General features: G+C 56.0%; 17 protein-coding genes and 2 riboswitches. Of the genes, 13 read left to right on the top strand and 4 right to left on the bottom strand.

The features are described 5' to 3' along the window. Positions 1-101: 101 nt before the first annotated feature. The 7 genes from mutY (at position 102) to OCV58_RS07430 (ending at position 8,472) form a co-directional block, all read left to right on the top strand. Positions 102-1,163: an A/G-specific adenine glycosylase gene (gene mutY / locus OCV58_RS07460; RefSeq protein ID WP_267312839.1), complete on the top strand. Its 1,062-nt coding sequence runs from the start codon at positions 102-104 to the stop codon at positions 1,161-1,163. Continuing rightward, positions 1,160-2,422 (top strand): metallophosphoesterase, encoded by a 1,263-nt coding sequence (locus OCV58_RS07455; protein ID WP_154877441.1) that lies wholly within the window; start codon positions 1,160-1,162, stop codon positions 2,420-2,422. The genes mutY and OCV58_RS07455 overlap by 4 nt, the downstream gene beginning before the upstream one ends. Before the next feature lie 23 nt (positions 2,423-2,445). Beyond that, complete coding sequence (locus OCV58_RS07450; RefSeq protein ID WP_154877440.1) at positions 2,446-3,447, top strand: nucleoid-associated protein; 1,002 nt, start codon at positions 2,446-2,448, stop codon at positions 3,445-3,447. A 153-nt stretch (positions 3,448-3,600) separates the two neighbouring features. Continuing rightward, positions 3,601-4,500: a LysR family transcriptional regulator gene (locus OCV58_RS07445; protein ID WP_154877439.1), complete on the top strand. Its 900-nt coding sequence runs from the start codon at positions 3,601-3,603 to the stop codon at positions 4,498-4,500. Between the two features lie 129 nt (positions 4,501-4,629). Further along, positions 4,630-4,766: riboswitch (FMN riboswitch) on the top strand. Between the two features lie 99 nt (positions 4,767-4,865). Further along, positions 4,866-6,407 (top strand): FGGY-family carbohydrate kinase, encoded by a 1,542-nt coding sequence (locus OCV58_RS07440; RefSeq protein WP_267312838.1) that lies wholly within the window; start codon positions 4,866-4,868, stop codon positions 6,405-6,407. A 278-nt stretch (positions 6,408-6,685) separates the two neighbouring features. Next, on the top strand, positions 6,686-7,546 hold the full coding sequence (locus tag OCV58_RS07435; RefSeq protein ID WP_087477468.1) for a 3-hydroxybutyryl-CoA dehydrogenase: 861 nt from the start codon (positions 6,686-6,688) through the stop codon (positions 7,544-7,546). 143 nt (positions 7,547-7,689) lie between these two features. Then, on the top strand, positions 7,690-8,472 hold the full coding sequence (locus OCV58_RS07430) for a short-chain-enoyl-CoA hydratase (protein ID WP_087477467.1): 783 nt from the start codon (positions 7,690-7,692) through the stop codon (positions 8,470-8,472). A 74-nt stretch (positions 8,473-8,546) separates the two neighbouring features. On the opposite strand, the gene OCV58_RS07425 is transcribed toward OCV58_RS07430, so the two are convergent. Next, positions 8,547-10,127 (bottom strand): degradosome RNA helicase CshA, encoded by a 1,581-nt coding sequence (locus OCV58_RS07425; protein ID WP_154877438.1) that lies wholly within the window; start codon positions 10,125-10,127, stop codon positions 8,547-8,549. 165 nt (positions 10,128-10,292) lie between these two features. Here OCV58_RS07425 and OCV58_RS07420 point away from each other — a divergent pair, with 165 nt between their 5' ends. Continuing rightward, positions 10,293-12,446, top strand: coding sequence for an ATP-dependent helicase (locus OCV58_RS07420; RefSeq protein ID WP_154877452.1), 2,154 nt, complete (start codon positions 10,293-10,295; stop codon positions 12,444-12,446). A 100-nt stretch (positions 12,447-12,546) separates the two neighbouring features. Here OCV58_RS07420 and OCV58_RS07415 read toward each other — a convergent pair whose 3' ends face one another. The 3 genes from OCV58_RS07415 to OCV58_RS07405 all read right to left on the bottom strand — a co-directional run bounded on the left by OCV58_RS07415 (position 12,547) and on the right by OCV58_RS07405 (position 14,855). Beyond that, on the bottom strand, positions 12,547-13,044 hold the full coding sequence (locus OCV58_RS07415) for a flavodoxin family protein (RefSeq protein ID WP_087477464.1): 498 nt from the start codon (positions 13,042-13,044) through the stop codon (positions 12,547-12,549). Between the two features lie 133 nt (positions 13,045-13,177). Further along, positions 13,178-13,831, bottom strand: a complete 654-nt coding sequence (locus tag OCV58_RS07410) for a methionine ABC transporter permease (protein WP_087477463.1) — start codon at positions 13,829-13,831, stop codon at positions 13,178-13,180. After that, the gene (locus OCV58_RS07405) at positions 13,812-14,855 is read right to left on the bottom strand and encodes a methionine ABC transporter ATP-binding protein (protein WP_154877437.1); all 1,044 of its coding nucleotides are present in this window, start codon (positions 14,853-14,855) and stop codon (positions 13,812-13,814) included. Before OCV58_RS07405 ends, OCV58_RS07410 begins: the two co-directional genes overlap by 20 nt. 95 nt (positions 14,856-14,950) lie before the next feature. Beyond that, a riboswitch (SAM riboswitch) is annotated at positions 14,951-15,048 on the bottom strand. 105 nt (positions 15,049-15,153) lie between these two features. Here OCV58_RS07405 and OCV58_RS07400 point away from each other — a divergent pair. From OCV58_RS07400 to OCV58_RS07380, 5 genes are all read left to right on the top strand, one after another. Next, complete coding sequence (locus OCV58_RS07400) at positions 15,154-15,303, top strand: hypothetical protein (protein WP_267312837.1); 150 nt, start codon at positions 15,154-15,156, stop codon at positions 15,301-15,303. Between the two features lie 182 nt (positions 15,304-15,485). Next, positions 15,486-16,997: a sensor histidine kinase gene (locus tag OCV58_RS07395; RefSeq protein WP_154877436.1), complete on the top strand. Its 1,512-nt coding sequence runs from the start codon at positions 15,486-15,488 to the stop codon at positions 16,995-16,997. After that, positions 16,975-17,664, top strand: a complete 690-nt coding sequence (locus OCV58_RS07390) for a response regulator transcription factor (protein ID WP_154877435.1) — start codon at positions 16,975-16,977, stop codon at positions 17,662-17,664. The genes OCV58_RS07395 and OCV58_RS07390 overlap by 23 nt, the downstream gene beginning before the upstream one ends. A 22-nt stretch (positions 17,665-17,686) precedes the next feature. Then, on the top strand, positions 17,687-18,103 hold the full coding sequence (locus tag OCV58_RS07385; RefSeq protein ID WP_267312836.1) for an EamA family transporter: 417 nt from the start codon (positions 17,687-17,689) through the stop codon (positions 18,101-18,103). A gap of 185 nt (positions 18,104-18,288) precedes the next feature. Further along, complete coding sequence (locus OCV58_RS07380) at positions 18,289-19,221, top strand: NAD-dependent epimerase/dehydratase family protein (RefSeq protein WP_154877434.1); 933 nt, start codon at positions 18,289-18,291, stop codon at positions 19,219-19,221. Position 19,222 lies beyond the last annotated feature (1 nt).

Genomic DNA, 19,222 nt, shown 5'->3' with positions numbered 1-19,222 from the left:
ATATATTGTAGCATACGGACTGCCTTTTTTAAACCTGATGCGATATAATTATAGATACAGCTTTTCCGGCGACGGGGGAGCTGCGAAAGGATGGTAGATATATGAATGATAAGGATATGAAGGACGGGGCCTTGTGGTCGCCGGTGCTGCTGGAATGGTTCGACGCCCACGGGCGGGACCTGCCGTGGCGGCGCGACGTGCCGCGGGACCCGTATAAGGTATGGGTGTCGGAAATCATGCTGCAGCAGACGAAGGTCGAAGCGGTGCGGCCCTATTACGACAGCTGGATGGACCGCTTTCCCGATATTCCTACGCTGGCGGCGGCCTCGCAGGACGACGTGCTGCGCCAGTGGCAGGGATTGGGCTACTACTCGCGGGCCCGCAATCTCCACGAGGCCGTGCGCGAGGTCGCGGCGTCGTACGGCGGCAAGGTGCCGAAGAATAAAAAGGACATACTGGCCTTGAAGGGCGTCGGAGACTACACGGCCGGGGCGATCCTGAGCATCGCCTACGGCGAGGCCGAGGCCGCCGTAGACGGCAACGTCCTGCGGGTTTTCGCCCGCCTGTACAACATAGACGGCAATATCTTGTCGGGGCCGGTGAAAAAGGAAATTACGGCCTTGGCGCAGGCTCAGATTCCTCCGGACCGGGCCGGGGCGTTCAACGAAGCGCTCATGGATTTCGGCGCTATGATCTGCATTCCCAAGCATCCCCGCTGCGGCGAGTGCCCCCTGGCCGACGTATGCATGGCGAAGCGGGCCGGCCGGGAGCAGGAGCTGCCCGTGCGCATCGTGAAGAAAAAGGTGCCGACGGAGCAGGTAACGATCGTCGTCGTAGAGGACAAGGGGCGTTGGCTCATCCACCGCCGGCCGCCGCAGGGCTTGCTGGCGTCAATGTGGGAGTTTCCCAACGGGACGGACGGCTTGGACGGCGTACGGCAGCTGACGGCAGGCGTCGGCGTGACGATTGCCGTCGACGACGAGCCCATAGGGACGCTGAAGCACGTCTTTTCCCACAAGATATGGCAGATGACCATTTACGAAGGCCGCCGGATTGGCGGAGAGCTTATGGAAAAGGAGGATTGGCAGTGGCTGCCGCAAGGCGACGTGACGTCCGTTCCTTGGGCGGGGCCTCACGGTAAAATTACTGCCATGGCGAGATGAAGGGACCGTTTTTTATCAATTTCATGATCATCATGTCGTGCATCTGCGTATGCTCCGCCGTGCTGTGGAACTACATCTACCGCCGCAGCCGCTGGCTGGCGCTGGTCGTCTTCGTGGCGGCAGCGACGGTTATTGCCGGCGCAGGCCTGTCTTACTACGGGCGAGTGTTTCCGGCTGTGCAGGGAACTGTCGAGGGGATGCTCCTCATGTACGGATCCTTGGGGGCTATCAGCTGGTTTTTCCTGTTTTTCCTGGCCTTTCCCGTCTTGGTCGTCGCCTCTGCCGCTGTTTTTATCGAGCGGCGTCTGCGGCGGTGGAAGCAGAAACGGCGCGGCGTGACGACTATGCCGCCTGTACCGCCGGAGAAGGGGCGGGGGATTACGCGGCGTTCCTTCCTGCGCGGCGTCGCGGCGGTCATCCCCGTGGCGGCGGCCGGCACGAGCGTATTGGGGAATTTCGTTGGCGAGAGCTATCTGGCCGTAACACGTCACGACTTGCACTATCCCGGCCTTCCGGACTACCTCGACGGCTATAAAATCGGCCAGATTTCCGACGTCCACCTGGGGCTGTTCGTCAGTCCCGAGCGGCTCCGCGAGGCTTTGGAGGCGCTGGCGGCGGAGGGGGTAAGCCGCGTGGAAATTACGGGCGACCTTATCGATGAGCTGTCTCTCCTGCCGCAGTGCGGCGACGTGCTGCGGGAGATGGCGGCGAAATTTCCCGACGGCATGGATTACTGCTACGGCAATCACGAGTATTACCGCGGCCTCGAGGCCATTACGGCCATGCTGGAGACAACGCCGGTACGCATTTTGCGCAACAGCGCCATAGAGGCTTCGCCCGGGAGGGGGCGGGGCTTGGCCGGTCAGTTCGGGCGGGACGACGCGCCCTTTTACATTGCCGGCACGGATTACAGCTTTGCCCGCGGCGACGAGGCCTTTGCGGCCCAGCGGCGGGAGTATGTGGAAACGGCTCTGGACGGCGTTCCCGAGTCGGCCTTCGTCGTCATGCTGGCTCATCATTCCGATTTCATTGACGAAGGCTTTGAGCGGCGCATCCCACTGACGATGTGCGGACACACCCACGGCGCTCAGTTCGCTCTCATCGGGCCTGTCGTCGAGTCCGTCGGCTTCAAGTACCTGCGGGGCATGTACCGTCAGGGCCGCTCGTACGGCTACGTCAACCGCGGCACGGGCCACTGGCTGCCCTTCCGGGTATTCTGCTCCCGCGAGGCGACGGTCTTTACCCTGCATAAAGGATAACCAAGAGGTAACTACAGATACGTATGATGATACAGAAAGCGATTTTACATATATTGGATTTCAATACGAACATGTGCATCTTGTCGCAGAAGGATCTTGATTTCAGCAGCGATGTCGTGTACGAATACGTGGACAAGCGCATGAACCGCATCCTGCAGGACGCAGGCCAGCAGACGGGCGTATTTTACGCGACGAGCTCCTATCAGGCCCTGCTGCAGCAGCTCGTCGGCGGCGAGATGGACTTCGATGAATTTGCGTCCCAGACGGCGCGGCAGCTCTACGACATCTTATCGCACTGCGACGGGCCGTCGTCGCTGGACGTCCTCGTCGTTGATTTCAATGATGACGCCGACGTGCGCTGCATCGGCGTGCTCCTGCTGGACAACAAGACGGCCTACACCCATCAGATATTGGACGACGACGGGGCGGTGTACAACAAGCTTATCAAGCATTACGCTATCCTGCCCGGCGCGTCTCAGAAGATAGAGGCCTACGCCCTCATACACTGCGGCGATTTCTCCATCCGCTTTGTCGACAAGAAGCGGCAGATGGACGGGGAAGACATCTATATCCTGCCGGAACGGCTCCTGCAGTGTACGTCGGTCATTTCGGCCAAGGACGCTGTCAAGCTGGTCAGCAAGATTGCCGCCAAGGTCGCCGAGGATCACGGCGGAAATACGGTAGAGGTCTTGTCGAAGGCCAAGAATTACCTTGTCGAAAACGCCGAGACGGCCGAAGCCTTTTCGCCGCAGGACTTGGGGGCAGAGGTATTCGCCGGTTCGCAGGCCATGCGGAATGAATTTGCCGCCCAGCTGGAAGAAGCCAAGCTGCCTGCCGACGTGCCCATCGCCAAGGCCTTTGCCGAACGGGCCGGCCGCAGCCACAAGATCAAGACCGACACGGGCATTGAAATCATTTTCCCGTCGGAATACATCGAAAACACGGACTATATCCAGTTTATCAACAATCCCGACGGCACCATTTCCATCGAATTGAAGAATATCGGAAAGATCATCAATAAATAAACGAGAGAGGGCTTTTTCCCGCAGAGGAGAAGGCCCTTTTTCCTTGCAGCAGCTCCAAGATTGAATTTTATGGGGAAAAATGATACGATTACGTATATATTTTAAGAATGGCCTTCAAGGTTCGAGGGATGTTTGCCGAAAGGGGAATGGGACATGGAACTGCGCGTGCTGAAGTATTTTTTAGTCGTTGCCAGAGAAGAGAATATTACGAAGGCGGCCAAGATGCTGCACATTACGCAGCCTACCTTGTCGCGCCAGCTCATGCAGATGGAGGAAGAGTTCGGCGTGTCCCTGTTCAAGCGCAGCAAGCACAGCATCATACTGACTGAGGAGGGCATGATACTGCGCCGCCGGGCCCAGGAGCTCGTCGACCTGGCCGAAAAGACGGCGAAGGAAGTGTCGCGTCAAGACGAGGTCATTTCCGGAGAAATCGCCATCGGCTGCGGCGAGACGAAGAATCTGGAACCTATGGCCAAGGTCATGGCGGCCTTTCAGCAGGCCTATGGAGAGGTGCAGTTTATCTTGTATACGGGCATTGCCGACGACGTGAAGGAGCGCATCGAGCAGGGGACCCTCGATTTCGGACTGCTCATCGAGCCCGTAGACGTGAGCAAGTACAGCTACCTGCGCATGCCTCTCAAGGACCGATGGACCGTGCTGATGCGGCAGGATCATACCCTGGCGGCCAAGGAGGCCGTCGAGCCGCAGGATCTGGCAGGACAGCGCCTCATCATGCCGGCCCGCTTGTCCGTAAAAAATCAGGTCGAAGCCTGGCTGGGGCGTTGGCAGTCCGACGTGCGCCTGGCCGTGTACATGAATCTGTCGGCATACAACAAGATGGTCCTGACGGACAACGGCGTCGGCCTGGCCTTGGGGCTGGACTTCGACACGGTCTTGCCGGGCTTGTGCATGCGCCCTATGAAGCCGTTCATCGAAAACGGCAGCTACATGGTCTGGAAAAAGAACCAGTTCTTGTCGCCGCTGCTGGAACGGTTCATCGAGTTTACGGAAGTATATCTGCAGGAGCACTATGGAGCGCAGCGCGGTGAATAGGGCACCGGCGTCTGGACAAAGGCGTTTCACCGGGCGGGCTTTGCTTTTGCCGTCGTCTTACTTGTTTTTTCCATTCCATCGTAGTATGATATATATGTAAAAAATACATAATATATTTACATTAATATATTTAGTCTTTGAGGCAAGGTGAGAAAGGGAAATCCTTTCAGAGTCCTGACCGGCGGTGATAGTCCGCAACCTCGTGAGGGAGCTGACCCGGCGAAATTCCGGGACCGACAGTATAGTCTGGATGAGAAAAGACTTCGGGCGTGGCACAGGTGTGTTTGCCGTGCCGTTCTCAAGTGCGAAAAGGCTGGATGTATTCCGGCCTTTTTTTGATTTGCCGCAAGATAGAAGGGCAGGTAATGGATATGGAAAAGAAATATTATTTGGGATTTGACGCCGGGACGCAGAGCGTAAAGGTCGCCGTGTACAGCGAGGACATGGAATGCGTAGCTATGGATACGGCCAAGACGACGCTGTATTATCCTCATCCCGGCTGGGTGCAGATGGACGTAGACGAATATTACCGCCTCATCAAGCAGTGCATGGCGTCGTGCAGCCGCCAGCTGGAAGAAAAGGGGATTTCCCCGGCGGCGGTGCGGGCTATCATGGGCGACGGCATCATCTGCGGCATCGCCGGCATCGACGCCGAAGGAAACGCCGTGACGCCGTACGTCAATTATCTGGACAGCCGCACGGCCGACGACGTAGAAGGGCTGAAGGCCCTGAAGCTGGATATCTGGGCGGCCGAAACGGGCAACGCCGAGCCGAACGTCATGTTCCCGGCCATGTTTGCCCGCTGGTTCATGAAGCATATTCCGGCCTTTAAGGAAAAGGGCGTCAAGTTCGTCCACAACTGCCCGTACGTCCTCATGCATCTGGCCGGATTGCAGGGAGAAGACGCCTTTATCGACTGGGGCGCCATGTCCGGCTGGGGCCTGGGCTACAACGTCGTGACCAAGGAGTGGTCCGATGAGCAGCTGCGCATCCTGGGCATCGACAAGAAATACATGCCGCGCATCGTCAAGCCCTGGGACATCATTGGCCGTCTCTGCGAAGCCGACGCCCTGGAAACGGGCTTTCCCGCCGGCATTCCCATCTGCGCCGGCGCCGGCGATACGATGGAATCCATGATGGGCAGCGGCATTCTGGAAGCGGGCAAGGCCGTCGACGTAGCCGGCACGTGCGCTATGTTCTGCGCCGCTACGGACGGCATCATCCCCGAATTGTCCGTACCGGGAAGCGGCCTCATCTTCAATTCGGGCACCTTGCCGGGGACGTATTTCTATTGGGGCATGGTGCGGACCGGCGGCCTGGCCCTGCGCTGGTTTAAGGACTCTGTCTGCCGCCGCGAAGACGACGAATACTACGCCGAGCTGGATAAGTTAGCGGAACGCCATCCAGCGGGCTGCGACGGGGCGATGTTCATTCCCTACCTGACGGGCGGCAACGGCGATTTCCCCCATGTGCGCGGTACCTTCACGGGCCTGACCCTCGACTCGGACCAGGGGGCGATGTGGCGCTGCGTCCTCGAAGGCATCGGCTACGACTACATGGAAGTTACCGACCGGTACCGGGCGGCAGGCATCGACCTGACGACCCTGACCATTACGGAAGGCGGCAGCCGTGACGATTTGTGGAATCAGATCAAGGCTGACATGCTGGACACGCAGGTATCGACGCTGCGCGTCGCCGGCGGGGCCGTGCCGACAAACTGCATCGTAGCCGCCTACGGAGCCGGCGATATTGCCGACCTCAAGCAGGCTCTCCAGCGGCAGCTCGCCGTTCACAAGACCTTTGGGCCGAACAAGGACAACACGGCCATGTACAGGCGGCAATACGAACAAAGACGCCATATCTTGCAGGCCTTAAATGTCGGCGAAGGGCAAAAAAATGAATTGTGAAAAATTACATAATCTGGTATGACCAACGTTCATAATATAACGTAGTAAACGGCGCTTTTGGTATCGAATGATGAAATAAAAGTATTGGACATGGTTTATGTATTAAAAAAACGTATACATAATATGCAGTTTTTTGGAAAAATCGCGTTTTTTCGGTAGATTTTTTTGGAAAACGTGATATACTATGAGTGTAAGCAGTGAAACTTATTTTAATATCGCGCGTGAGTTTTTGAAAAGAACTCGTGAAAAAAATCACGCGAAATAAGGAGGAGTTTAACATGTTTTGTAAAAAGGTAATGGTTATTGGCGCAGGCACCATGGGTTCCGGTATCGCTCAGGTATTTGCTGTTAACGGTTGCGAAGTCGTTTTAAATGATATTAAAGACGAATTCATCGCCGGCGGCAAAGCTAAAATTGATAAAGCCTTGACGAAATTGGTCAGCAAGGAAAAAATGACGCAGGAAGAAAAAGACGCCGTAATGGGCCGCATTTCCGGTTTCGTTACCCGCACGGCCGACAACATGAAAGACATCGACCTCGTTGTTGAAGCTGCTATCGAAGATCTGAAAATCAAATCGGCTATCTTCAAAGAATTAGACGAACTCTGCCCGGAACACACGATCCTGGCCAGCAACACGTCCTCTTTGTCCATCACGCAGATCGGCGCAGCTACAAAACGTCCGGACAAAGTTATCGGCATGCACTTCTTCAACCCGGCTCCGGTCATGAAATTGATCGAACTCATCAACGGCATCGCTACTTCTGAAGATACGTTCGCAAAAATCAAAGAAGTATCCGAAGAAATCGGCAAATCCCCGGTTAAAGTTGCAGACTTCCCGGGCTTCGTAGGCAACCGCGTCGTTATCCCCATGATCAACGAAGCTATCCAGGCTTTGATGGAAGGCGTAGCATCCAAAGAAGATATCGACTCCGTATGCAAACTGGGCTTCAACCATCCGATGGGCCCCTTGGCTTTGAGCGACTTGATCGGCAACGACGTTGTCCTTCACATCATGGAAGTTCTCTATGAAGGCTTCGGCGATCCGAAATATCGTCCGTGCCCGCTCCTCAAAACGTACGTCAACGCCGGTTACCTCGGCCGCAAGACGGGCAAAGGCTTCTACGACTACACGAAATAATAGGCGAGCAGTACAAACACAACTCTATAAGCAAGCAATGTAAACTCAAGCGATTTATATTTGTCAGGCAGTGGGCGTGAGTATTCACGCCCCTTGTTTGCACGTCCTACGTTTGAATATATTATTTTGGGAGGGTTCTAATTATGGACTACAAAAACATTCTTTACTCGGCAGAAAACGGTATTGCAACGATTACGATCAATCGTCCGAAAGCTCTGAACGCCCTGAACACGGAAACGGTTTCGGAATTAAGAGACCTCGTCGGCAAAATCGCCGCTGATTCCGAAATTAAAGTCGTCGTTATCACGGGTTCCGGCAGCAAATCCTTCGTAGCCGGCGCAGATATCGTTGAAATGTCCACGAAGAATGCAGTTGAAGGTCGCGCATTCGGCAAAATCGGTCAGGATACGTTTACGGAAATCGAAAACATGCCGCAGCCGGTTATCGCTGCTATTAACGGCTTCGCTTTGGGCGGCGGCTGCGAACTGTCCTGCGCTTGCGACATCCGTTATGCTTCTGAAAACGCTAAATTCGGTCAGCCCGAAGTTGGCCTCGGCATTACGCCGGGCTTCGGCGGCACGCAGCGTCTGCCCCGTGTCGTTGGCCGCGGCTACGGCAAAGAACTGATTTTCACGGCTGGCATGATCGACGCTCAGGAAGCATATCGTATCGGCCTCGTAAACAAAGTTGTTCCTCAGGAAGAACTGATGGATACCGTATATGCATTGGCTAAGAAGATCGCGAAAAACGCTCCGATCGCCGTACAGCTCTCCAAAGCAGCTATCAACCGCGGTATCAACTGCGACGTTATCACTGGTATTGCTTATGAAGACGAAGTATTCGGCCTTTGCTTCGCTACGGAAGACCAGAAAGAAGGCATGGGCGCTTTCGTTGAAAAACGTAAAGCTACGTTCACAGGCAAATAATATCCTTGATATTGCCATATGAATAAGAAAAAACCGTATCCTCGTCAGAGGGTACGGTTTTTTTGATAGGCGAATTAGTCTTTAAAATAGGGCTTGAACACGGAGCGGTTTGGTTCCTTGCGGACCTTCTTTTCTCCGCTGCGGCGGAACGTTCCCGACGCGTTGTCGTTTTGCTTCCGCGGCGCAAAGTGACGGCGTTTCGTATTGCCGCTTCGATAGTCTCCGCTGCGTTCGCTCTGGTCGTTTCGTTCGGAACGGTCGTTCCGGTCGTGACGATAGTCGCGGCGGCGGTTTTTGTCGCCGTAGGGACGGCGGGAGCGGTGGACGCGTAGGGGCGCTTCTTCCGTAATGTTGACCGGCGTCGTGTCCGGCTCCTTCGTGAGCAGCTTGATGGCTGCCGACAAGAGGGCGACGGAGTCGAAGTGGGTGAGAAGCTCTTCGGCGTTGGCCCGGTAGATGCTGTAGTTGTCGTCTTCTGTCGCGGCGACGAGACGGCGGATAGCCGCCTGCTGGGCTCCTTCCAGGGCTTCCGAGAAGGTCGGGGCCTTGCGGCGGGCGATGCGCCGTTTGATGAGCCGTTCGATGGCCCGCAGGTGGTCGATTTCGCGGGGAATGACGAAGGTCGTCGCTTCGCCGCTCTGGCCGGCCCGGCCTGTACGGCCGACGCGGTGGACGTAGCTTTCCGGGTCCTGGGGTAAATCGTAGTTGAATACGTGGGTTACGCCGCTGATGTCGAGGCCGCGGGCGGCGACGTCGGTGGCGACGAGGATATCGATAGTCTTTTCGCGGAATTGGCGGATGACCGTGTCCCGTTTAGCCTGCGTCAGGTCGCCGTGAATGCCTTCGGCGGAATAGCCGCGCTTTTTCAGGGCTTCGGACAGCTCGTCGACGCGGCGCTTGGTGCGGACGAAGATGATGGCCAAATCCGGCTCCTGCAGGTCGAGAAGGCGGCAGAGGATGTCGAACTTCTGGCGGTCCGGCACTTCGATGTAGGACTGCTCGATGAGGTCGATAGTTACTTCCTTGGCCTTCATGCGGACGATCTGCGGGTCGTGGAGGAAGGTTTCCGCCAGCTGCTGAATGGGCTTGGGCATGGTGGCCGAGAACAGCAGGGTCTGACGGGTGCTGGGCGTGGCGGCCATGATGAGGTTGATGTCTTCGATGAAGCCCATGTCCAGCATTTCGTCGGCTTCGTCGAGGACGATCGTCGAAATATGGCTCAGGCTGATGGTGCCGCGCTTCATGTGGTCGATGAGGCGGCCCGGCGTGGCGACGACGATCTGCGGCGATTTGCGCAGGCGGCGCAGCTGCCGTTCCATATCCTGTCCGCCGTAAATCGGCAGGGCCTGGATGTGGGTGAACTGGGCCAGATGGTTGAGCTCTTCGGCGACCTGCATGGCCAGCTCGCGCGTCGGCGACAGGACGACGGCCTGTATTTCCTTCGACGGCTCGGACGCTAATATTTTTTCTAATACGGGAATGCCGTAGGCTGCCGTTTTGCCCGTACCGGTCTGTGCCTGGCCGATCATATCGCAGCCCGACATGGCGACGGGGATGGCGTTTGCCTGAATCGGCGTCGGTTCTTCAAAGCCCATTTCGTTTAAGGCGTTGAGAATGACGTCGCTAATTTGTAAGGTTTGAAATTTTTCTAACATGTATGCCTCCTTTTGTATAACTTATTTATTATATCATTAGATAGATGAAAAGAATAGAGGGGGGCTGCGTTTTTGCGGCAGGAGAATGGCGGGCTTTCGTATTGAGCGGCGGCGGAATTCCTGTTATAATGAGAAAAACGAATGTTCGCAGAAAGGGAGGATACGATGATGGATTTGCTGCAGGGACTGAACGACGCCCAGCGTCAGGCCGTGACGACAACGGAGGGCTGCGTGCGGGTTATCGCCGGCGCAGGCTCGGGCAAGACGCGAGCCTTGTCGCATCGGTTTGCCTTTTTAGTCAACGAGCTGGGCATCTTGCCGGGCCATATCCTCTGCGTCACCTTTACGAATAAGTCGGCGGCGGAAATGCGCCGGCGCATCCACAACCTGACCGGCGACAACGACACGGGCTACGTCAACACGTTCCATGGCTTCTGCGTATCGGTCCTGCAGGAAGACAGCCACGCCGTCCAGTATCCCAAGAATTTTCTCGTCCTCGATAATGCCGATATCGACGCCATGCTTCAGATGATTTACGAGGAACGGGGGCTGACGCTGCGCAATATGACCTTTTCCGCTGCCCGGGATATGATCGAAATGCGCAAGCTCGTCCAAGAGCCGGAGTATTACGCCGACATGATTACGATGTCCCTGGAGCGGCTGAAAAAGAAGTACGACGAAGCCTCGTCGGCTGCGGACATCATCTTCTACGGCTATTTGTATCAGGAAAAGAAATGCTTCGGCCTCGATTACAACGACCTCATCAAGTTTTCCCTGTATATTTTCAAGGAGCACGACGACATCCGGCTGAAATGGCAACGGCGGCTGGAATACATCATGATCGACGAATTTCAGGATATCGACCTGCTCCAATACGAGCTCATGAGCGTGTTGTGGGGCTATCACAAGAATTTATTCATCGTCGGCGACCCGGACCAGACGATTTATACGTGGCGCGGCGCCAACGTGAAGTATCTCCTCGAATTCGACAAGGCCTTCCCGGGAACGAAGACCATTCTGATGATGGATAATTACCGCTCGACGCCCCAGATTCTGGCGGCAGCCAACGCCCTCATCGACAACAACGTGTGCCGCATGGCCAAGTCTCTCCGGCCGACCTTGCCCGACGGCGACGCCGTGGTCTGCCATTTTTCCGAAAGCCCTCAGGCTGAAGGGCAGTGGCTGGCTAGGCGCATGAAGGCCTTGCGCGAACGCGGCGTGCCTTACAAGGACATGGCTGTCCTGTACCGGGCCCACTACGTGACGCGGACAGTGGAGGAAGCGCTGCTGAAGGAACACATACCCTACGTCATATACAGCGGCGTCCAGTTTTTCAACCGCAAGGAAATCAAGGACGCCCTCAGCTATTTGCGCATCATCGCCTATAAAGACGACTTGTCCTTCCGGCGGATCGCCAACGTGCCGAAGCGCAATCTGGGCAAGCGGCGCATGGCCTTTCTGCAGGAATACGCCGACGCCCGCGGCTGTTCTCTTTATGAAGCCTTGGTCGAAACGATGGATGACGGCCTGTTTAAGGGGACGAAGGCCCGCCAGTTCGTAGATCTCATCGAGTCCTTTGCCGCTGAATACGAGGGCCGGCCCGTATCGGAGGTCCTGTCGGCAATCCTCGACGCCAGCGGCTACGAGAAAGCCCTTCGCACCGAAGGCAGCCAGGAGCGGCTGGACAACCTGGCCGAGCTCAAGCAGGCCGTGTACGAGTATGAAACGACGTGCGGTGAGGAAGTCACGTTGGAGCATTATTTATCCCACGTGGCCTTGCTTACCAACGCCGACGCCGCGCCGGATGACGACAAGGTCAAGCTCATGACGGTTCACGCCGCCAAGGGGCTGGAATTCCCCTACGTGTTCCTGTGCGGCCTGAACGAAGGCATTTTCCCGTCGCGGAAGGTACGGACGATGCAGGCCATGGAAGAAGAACGGCGGCTAGCCTTTGTAGCCCTGACGCGGGCCGAAAGGGGCTTGTATTTGTCCGAAGCGGACGGGCAGCACTTTGATGGTACCGTCCGCTATCCGTCGCGGTTTATCCTGGATATGGGCCCGGACGTGCTGGCGTATGACAATCCGCCGCCGGACAGCCTCGTCCGGGCGACTCGGGACTACATCGAATACAGCGGCAAATACTGGCCTGACCGGGAGGGCAAAACGACCTTTGCGTCGGGCCAGCGGATACGGCACGCCGTCTTCGGCGAGGGAACCGTCATCGACGCCGATATGGACCGGCAAGCCTACGTCGTGCAGTTCGATGCCATGGACACGGCGCGGATGATTTCGTTCCGCGTGAAGCTGGAAGCGATATAACATAGGGAGATTATGCAATGAGGCAGAGAAAAAGGACGCGCCGCCAGATTAAGATGACGCGTCCTTTTGTATGATACATAGTATTGGGTCAAGTATAGTATTATCCCTCTATGCCGAACAACTCGACAGCCTTAGCCGCCATGCGTTCGCCGTAGGTCAGGAAGGTTTCCTTGCTTCCGTCCAGATCTTTGCTTAAGGCTACAGGGCCCAGATGGATGACAGGCGCGCCACATGAGCCGCCGCCGGAATAGGTCATCATGCCGTAGACCATCATATGGTCGAGGATGAGGCGAATGCCCAGGTCGCCGCCGCCGTGGAGATAATCCATCGTCGCGAAGGCTCCGCCCAGCTTGCCGGCGAGCTGGCATTTCTTGCATGGCCCTTCGAGCCAGGACTTGACGTCGGCGCAGACGCTGGCGAAATAAATAGGCGAGCCCAGGACGATGCATTTGCTTTCGGCAGCCCACGCTTCGTCCAAATCGTCGATAGAGCAGGCTTTGGCCTGGACGCCCTGTACCCGTTCCATGCCCTGGGCGATGATTTCGGCCATCTTCTGCGTGTGGCCCGTTTTAGAGTAATACAGTACCATTGCTTTCATACTTCATGCCTCCTTGTTGCATACGTATATATACATCTTACTCATACGGCCCTTTCTTTGTCAAATCCGGCGCTGTATAACATAACCCAGACCATGGCAGGTTCTGCTGCGGTCTGGGTTATATCGTATCTACTTATTTTTTATTTTTCTTGCGCGAGGCGAAGTCGCCGCAGGCCTGGATGAGGTTGACGCCTACGATGAGGATGATGATCGTCGCCAGCATGACGTCGGCGCGGAAGCGCTGGTAGCCGTAGCGGATAGCGATGTCGCCGAGGCCGCCGCCGCCGATTGCGCCGGCCATGGCCGAAGCGCCGATGAGGTTGACGATGAGGACCGTAATGTTGTTGATGATCGTCGGCAGGGCTTCGGGAATGAGGACCTTGCGGATGATCTGGAAGGGCGTGGCGCCCATGGATTCAGCGGCTTCGACGAGGCCGAAGTCGACGTCGCGGATAGACGTTTCAACGAGGCGGCTCAAAAAGGGAATGGCCACGATGGTCAGGGGCACGCAGGCCGCCGTCGTGCCGATGGACGTGCCGGCGATGATGCGGGTCAGAGGAATGATGGCGACCATGAGGATGATAAAGGGAATCGAGCGGATGATGTTGACGATGGTGCCCAGTATCTGATTGATAAAGCGGTTTTCCAGAATATGGCCCCGGCTGGTCGTGACCAGCGTAATGCCGAGGGGAATACCGATGATAGCGGCGATGATCGTCGCGACGGCGACCATGAAAACAGTTTCCTGAATGCCTTGGAGCATTAAATTAATGATTTCTTGGGACATATCCTAAAACCTCGCTTCCGATAGGTAATTCTTTGATGAAGGCGAACGCCTTGGCCTGGGCTTCCATGTCGCCCATGATAACGACGATGAGGTAGCCAAAGGGCTCGTCCTGAATGTAGTCGATGTTGCCGTAGAGAACGCTGACGTAGGTGTTGAACCGCCGCACGACGGAAGCGACGACCGGTTCGTTCGTAGCGGCTCCCTTGAAGCGCAGGCGGACGAGCATGCCGTACCCCGGTGCAGGCTGGTCCGTAATGCCCATCTTGGCGATGCCGGCGGGCAGCTCCATGTTGATAACCGATTTGACGAAGTCCTTCATCGTCTGGGACTGGGGATTGGTAAAGACGTCGACGACGCGGCCTGCTTCCTTGATGACGCCGCCTTCGATGACGGCGACGCGGTTGCAGATTTCTTTGATAACCGCCATTTCGTGGGTAATGATGACGATGGTAATGCCAAGGCGCTGGTTAATGTCCTTGAGCAGCTCGAGGATGGATTTCGTCGTCTGCGGGTCCAGGGCCGACGTGGCTTCGTCGCACAGGAGGATGTTCGGGTCGCTGGCCAGGGCCCGGGCGATGCCGACGCGCTGCTTCTGGCCGCCCGACAGCTGGGCCGGGTAGTTGAACTGCCGGTCCGTCAGTCCGACTAATTCCAAAAGGTCGGCGACTTTTTTCTGGATGGCTTCCTTCGATGCGCCGATGAGCTCCAGGGGGAAGGCGATGTTGTCGAAGACCGTCCGCGACGAGAGGAGGTTGAAATGCTGAAATATCATGCCGATATGCTTGCGTTCCGCCCGCAGCTGGGCGTCGGTCATGTTCGTCAGGTTCTTTTCGTCGATGATGACGTTGCCGCTCGTCGGCCGTTCGAGCATGTTGATGCAGCGGACGAGGGTGGATTTGCCGGCGCCGCTCTTGCCGATGATGCCGAAGATTTCGCCGTCTTCAATGGTCAGGTTAACGCCTTTGAGGGCGTGGACCTGAGCTTTACCGTCATAGGTTTTCGTAATGTTTTCCAGTTTTATCACAATATCAACTCCTTGATTAGGTACGAGTTCAACCGGGTGGCAGTACAACTAAAAAAGCCGTCAAACAGATGACGGCTCGGTATTTCATGTATGTCGCTTCATCTGCCGGAATACTCCGTTGGAATTGGCACCTTCCCTGACGGGGGTTGCCGCAGCGTCATGGGGCCAGTCCCTCAGCTGCTCTGGATGAACTTGTATATTTGGTTGTTGCTTAACATATTATCACTAAGGAACGGGTGTTGTCAAATACAAGAGCTGGGCAGGTATGTAAAATGTGAGAAAAAGAGAGGAGCCTGTCGTGGATATGCCCTTAATTTTTGAAAAAATGCAGGTATTAGAGGAAATATGTAATACATTTTATCAAAAATCTGTATATGATAAAAATATTTATCGTTTATCTGGAGGAGCAAAGCAGGTGGGCCGTTTGGCGGCCGCCGAAGGGGGATAGGGACGGTTTTATGAAGAATTGTAGCTTTGTTTACGTTTTGTTTATCTTTTTGCCGTATGCTTATCAAAAACGGCATCGTGAAATCGACAGGAAGAACATATCGCGAGGGACGCAGGCGGTGCTATAATGCAATAAGCAGAATATTGCGCAGAAGTATTGGGAGAAAGAAGATGTAGATACGTATGGATTCGAGGGACATATCGATTGGCAAGCGGCTGCTGCTGTCTAATTTTATCATGATTTTTATTCCCGTCGCCTTCACGCTCGTCGTGAGCATCGCGATTTTTCTGGGCCTGCACTTCGGCAACATCAACCGGGCGGCCCTGATTTCCTTTATCTGGCCGGAGAGCAGCGGGCCGACCTTGTCCGTTCAGTTTGAATTGAGCCGCCTGTGCGTGCGGGCTGACCAGTATGACGGCGATATGAAGCCGCTGTTTCAGTCGGGCGATCATTTGGAAGACCAAGGGCTGCGCGTCGCGATCTGGAAGGACGGCCGGTTTTTATACGTGACAAACGGCACCGACGGGCAGGAGACGATGGACAACGTGCAGCGAAAGGTGCCGGCCCAGTCGACGGCCTCGTGGGTCTGGTCGGATCAGGGCATTGACTTTTCCTACGTTTCCACGAAAACGGGCATCGTCCTGGCTGTGACGGGCAATGTGCCTCTGCATTCCCATACGAGAGTCTTAAATCTGCACACGAAAGACATCTTGAAAGTCGCCTTTTACGTGCTGACGATTGCGACGGTTATTTTGACGATTTGCGTCGGCCTGTACCTGGCTCGAAAGCTGTCGCGGCAAATCGTGCAGCCCTTGGAAGAACTGCGGGATATTGCCGGCGATATCAGCCGCGGCAATCTGGAGCATCCTGTGACGGTCAAGGGGCACGATGAAATCAGCGACACATGCCGGTCTTTTGAAAACATGCGTCTCCAGCTCAAGGCAGCCGGCGAGCTGCGCGATAAGTACGACAGAAACCGCAAGGAGCTCATCGCCGGCATTTCCCACGACCTGGCGACGCCCCTGACCCGCATCGAAGGCTATGCCAGCGGCTTGAAGGACGGCATTGCCGATACGGCGGAAAAGCGCCGCCATTACGTCGCCATGATTTTGGATACGTCGAAGATGATGACCCGCCTGGTGCGGACGCTGTTCCTCTTTTCCAAGTTTGATTTGGGACAGGTGGAATTCTGCTGGGAAAACGTAGACCTGTGCGGCTATTTGGAAGACTATACGGGCGAGCAGGCCGAGCATTTCCGCCATCAGGGACTGGACATTTCTTATAAGGCCTCTGTAGACGAGGCTGTCGTGGCTATGGACCGGACTCATTTTCAGCGCGTCGTGGAAAATATCATCGGCAACAGCGTAAAATATAAAGACGGCGACGAAGGACATTTAGCTATATCCCTGGACGCTGCCGGAGACGGCGCCGTACGGCTGACCTTTGCCGACGACGGCCGCGGCGTAGGCGAAACCGACCTGCCTAAGCTGTTCGATTCGTTTTACCGGACCGACAAGGCCCGCAGCAACGTGGCTAAGGGAAGCGGCCTGGGCCTAGCCGTAGCCAAGCAGATCATCGACGAAATGAAAGGGAAGATTTGGGCCGAACAGACCCAGCCCAAGGGACTGACGATCTGCATCGAGCTGCCTGTACAAAAGGAAGGGAACCATCATGAAGCATATACTGATCATTGAAGACGATAAAGGCATTGCCGAATTGGAAAAGGACTATCTGGAAGCCAACGGCTTCGCCGTGTCCATTGAAGTGGACGGCATCAAGGGGCAGGAGCAGGCGCTGCGGCAGCCCTTCGATTTGATTTTGCTGGACATCATGCTGCCCGGCCAGGACGGCTTCCAGATTTGCCGCCATATTCGCGAACATAAAAATATCCCCGTCCTTCTCGTGTCGGCCAAGCAGGAAGATATCGACAAGATACGGGGCCTGGGACTGGGCGCAGACGACTACATCGTAAAGCCCTTCAGCCCCAACGAGCTCGTCGCCCGCGTTAAGGCTCATCTGGCTCGTTACGACAGGCTGACGGCCCGGGAGGCGTCGAAGGGCGTCCTCCAGTACGGCGACCTGGAAATCGACGAGTCGGCGCGGCGGGTTTTCATCGCCGGCAAGGAAATAGCGCTGGCCAATAAGGAGTTTGAACTGCTCTTGTTCCTGGCGAAAAATCCCGACATGGTATTCAGCAAGGAGACGCTCTTTGACCGCGTCTGGGGCGCAGAATCCCTGGGCGAAACGGCGACTGTGTCGGTCCACGTGAACCGCATCCGCGACAAGATAGAAAGGGATTCTGCTAAGCCGAAGTATATCGAAACGGTGTGGGGCGCAGGCTATCGGTTCCGCTCGCGATAATAGGCCGAGAGGGAGATGAAGAATGATGTGGGCGCTGTTAGCTCTGGGATCGGCCGTATTTGCAGCTTTGACGACTATTTTGGCAAAAATCGGCGTCGAAGGCGTGAATTCCCATGTGGCGACGGCTATCCGGACGGCTGTGGCCTTAATCATGGCCTTTGGCATGGTCTCCTTGACGGGAAACTGGGACGGCCTCGGCGGCATCAGCCGGAAGGGCTGGCTCTTTCTCATCCTGTCGGGACTGGCGACGGGGGCGTCGTGGCTTTGCTACTACAAGGCGTTGCAGCTGGGCGACGTGTCCAAGGTCGTGCCCATCGACAAGCTGAGCGTCGTCATTACCCTGCTCTTGGCCTTTATCCTGTTTCATGAAACGGCAACGTTAAAAGTCGTCGTCGGCGCAGTCCTCATCACCATAGGGACGCTGTTCATGGTACTATAACTGCATATGGCGTATACGAGAACTGTCGTGCTTCGGCGCGGCAGTTTTTTGCGTTTATGTTCCGGGAAATTTCTTTACCCTCTGTTTATGCTTTCGTAGTTATTCGTTCAAACTTTGTTTAATTTTTCTCCCTATACTTGGGTCAAATGATAAAGACTTAAACATTAGGAGAAAGAGGGAGCATCATGAACATACTCGTTACCGGCGGCGCCGGTTTTATTGGTTCGCATCTCGTACGCAAACTGCTGTCCATGGGACACGATGTCCTCGTCGTCGACGATCTGCGCGGCGGCCTGCGGACAAACGTGCCCGAAGGAGCCCGCTTCGTCTGTCTGGATATCAACAGCCCGTCGCTGCTGGATATCATGGACAGAGGGCGGTTTCAAGCTGTCGTCCACTTGGCGGCCCAGACCCGCGTCGACGTGTCCATCAAGGACCCCTACGGCGACACGAGGGACAATATCATGGGCACGGTCAACGTATTGGAATGCGCCCGCAAGACCGGCGTGCAGCGCGTCGTCTTCGCTTCGTCGGCAGCCGTATACGGCGACCCGCCGGAAACAGACCTGCCCTTGGCGGAAGACTATCGGCTGTCGCCCTTGTCCTTTTACGGCCTGAGCAAGGCGACGATCGAATCGTACCTGCGCTTGTATCACAAGTGGTATGGACTGGATTACGTCATCCTGCGCTTTGCCAACGTCTACGGCGAACGGGCCGAAGTCGGCGGCGAAGGGGGCGTTATCAACGTATTTGCCAAACGGGCTGCCCGTGACATGGACATTACGGTCTACGGCGACGGCAGCCAGTCGCGGGATTACATCTACGTCGGCGATATTGCCAACGGCATCGTCTGCGCCTTGACGACGGAGCAGGCTGACGAAGTATACCACTTGAGCACGGGCCGGGAATCGTCGCTCCTGGACGTACTGGCCGAGCTGCGCCGCGCTTCGGGTAAAGAGCTGACGCCGAATTTTGCCAGGACGCGGAGCGGCGATATATACCGCTCCGTATTATCGAATGAAAAAGCCCGCCGCCTTCTGGGCTGGGAGCCGTACATGAAACTGAAAGACGGCATTATCCTGACATATCAGTATGCTGCGGGACAAGGGGGACGATGAG

The organism is Megasphaera stantonii, from assembly GCF_025567065.1.
GTDB lineage: Bacteria > Bacillota > Negativicutes > Veillonellales > Megasphaeraceae > Megasphaera > Megasphaera stantonii.
Note: the sequence above shows the minus strand (reverse complement) of the source record. Positions and strands in the feature narration are given on the sequence as shown.

Excerpts from the sequence above, each read along its gene's own strand:
- OCV58_RS07385 (WP_267312836.1), top strand. The coding sequence starts at position 17,687 with ATGATGTGGGCGCTGTTAGCTCTGGGATCGGCCGTATTTGCAGCTTTG.
- OCV58_RS07380 (WP_154877434.1), top strand. The coding sequence starts at position 18,289 with ATGAACATACTCGTTACCGGCGGCGCCGGTTTTATTGGTTCGCATCTC.
- OCV58_RS07395 (WP_154877436.1), top strand. The coding sequence starts at position 15,486 with ATGGATTCGAGGGACATATCGATTGGCAAGCGGCTGCTGCTGTCTAAT.
- OCV58_RS07440 (WP_267312838.1), top strand. The coding sequence starts at position 4,866 with ATGGATATGGAAAAGAAATATTATTTGGGATTTGACGCCGGGACGCAG.
- OCV58_RS07450 (WP_154877440.1), top strand. The coding sequence starts at position 2,446 with ATGATGATACAGAAAGCGATTTTACATATATTGGATTTCAATACGAAC.
- OCV58_RS07430 (WP_087477467.1), top strand. The coding sequence starts at position 7,690 with ATGGACTACAAAAACATTCTTTACTCGGCAGAAAACGGTATTGCAACG.
- OCV58_RS07415 (WP_087477464.1), bottom strand. The coding sequence starts at position 13,044 with ATGAAAGCAATGGTACTGTATTACTCTAAAACGGGCCACACGCAGAAG.
- mutY (WP_267312839.1), top strand. The coding sequence starts at position 102 with ATGAATGATAAGGATATGAAGGACGGGGCCTTGTGGTCGCCGGTGCTG.
- OCV58_RS07410 (WP_087477463.1), bottom strand. The coding sequence starts at position 13,831 with ATGTCCCAAGAAATCATTAATTTAATGCTCCAAGGCATTCAGGAAACT.
- OCV58_RS07445 (WP_154877439.1), top strand. The coding sequence starts at position 3,601 with ATGGAACTGCGCGTGCTGAAGTATTTTTTAGTCGTTGCCAGAGAAGAG.
- OCV58_RS07455 (WP_154877441.1), top strand. The coding sequence starts at position 1,160 with ATGAAGGGACCGTTTTTTATCAATTTCATGATCATCATGTCGTGCATC.
- OCV58_RS07435 (WP_087477468.1), top strand. The coding sequence starts at position 6,686 with ATGTTTTGTAAAAAGGTAATGGTTATTGGCGCAGGCACCATGGGTTCC.
- OCV58_RS07420 (WP_154877452.1), top strand. The coding sequence starts at position 10,293 with ATGATGGATTTGCTGCAGGGACTGAACGACGCCCAGCGTCAGGCCGTG.
- OCV58_RS07390 (WP_154877435.1), top strand. The coding sequence starts at position 16,975 with ATGAAGCATATACTGATCATTGAAGACGATAAAGGCATTGCCGAATTG.
- OCV58_RS07425 (WP_154877438.1), bottom strand. The coding sequence starts at position 10,127 with ATGTTAGAAAAATTTCAAACCTTACAAATTAGCGACGTCATTCTCAAC.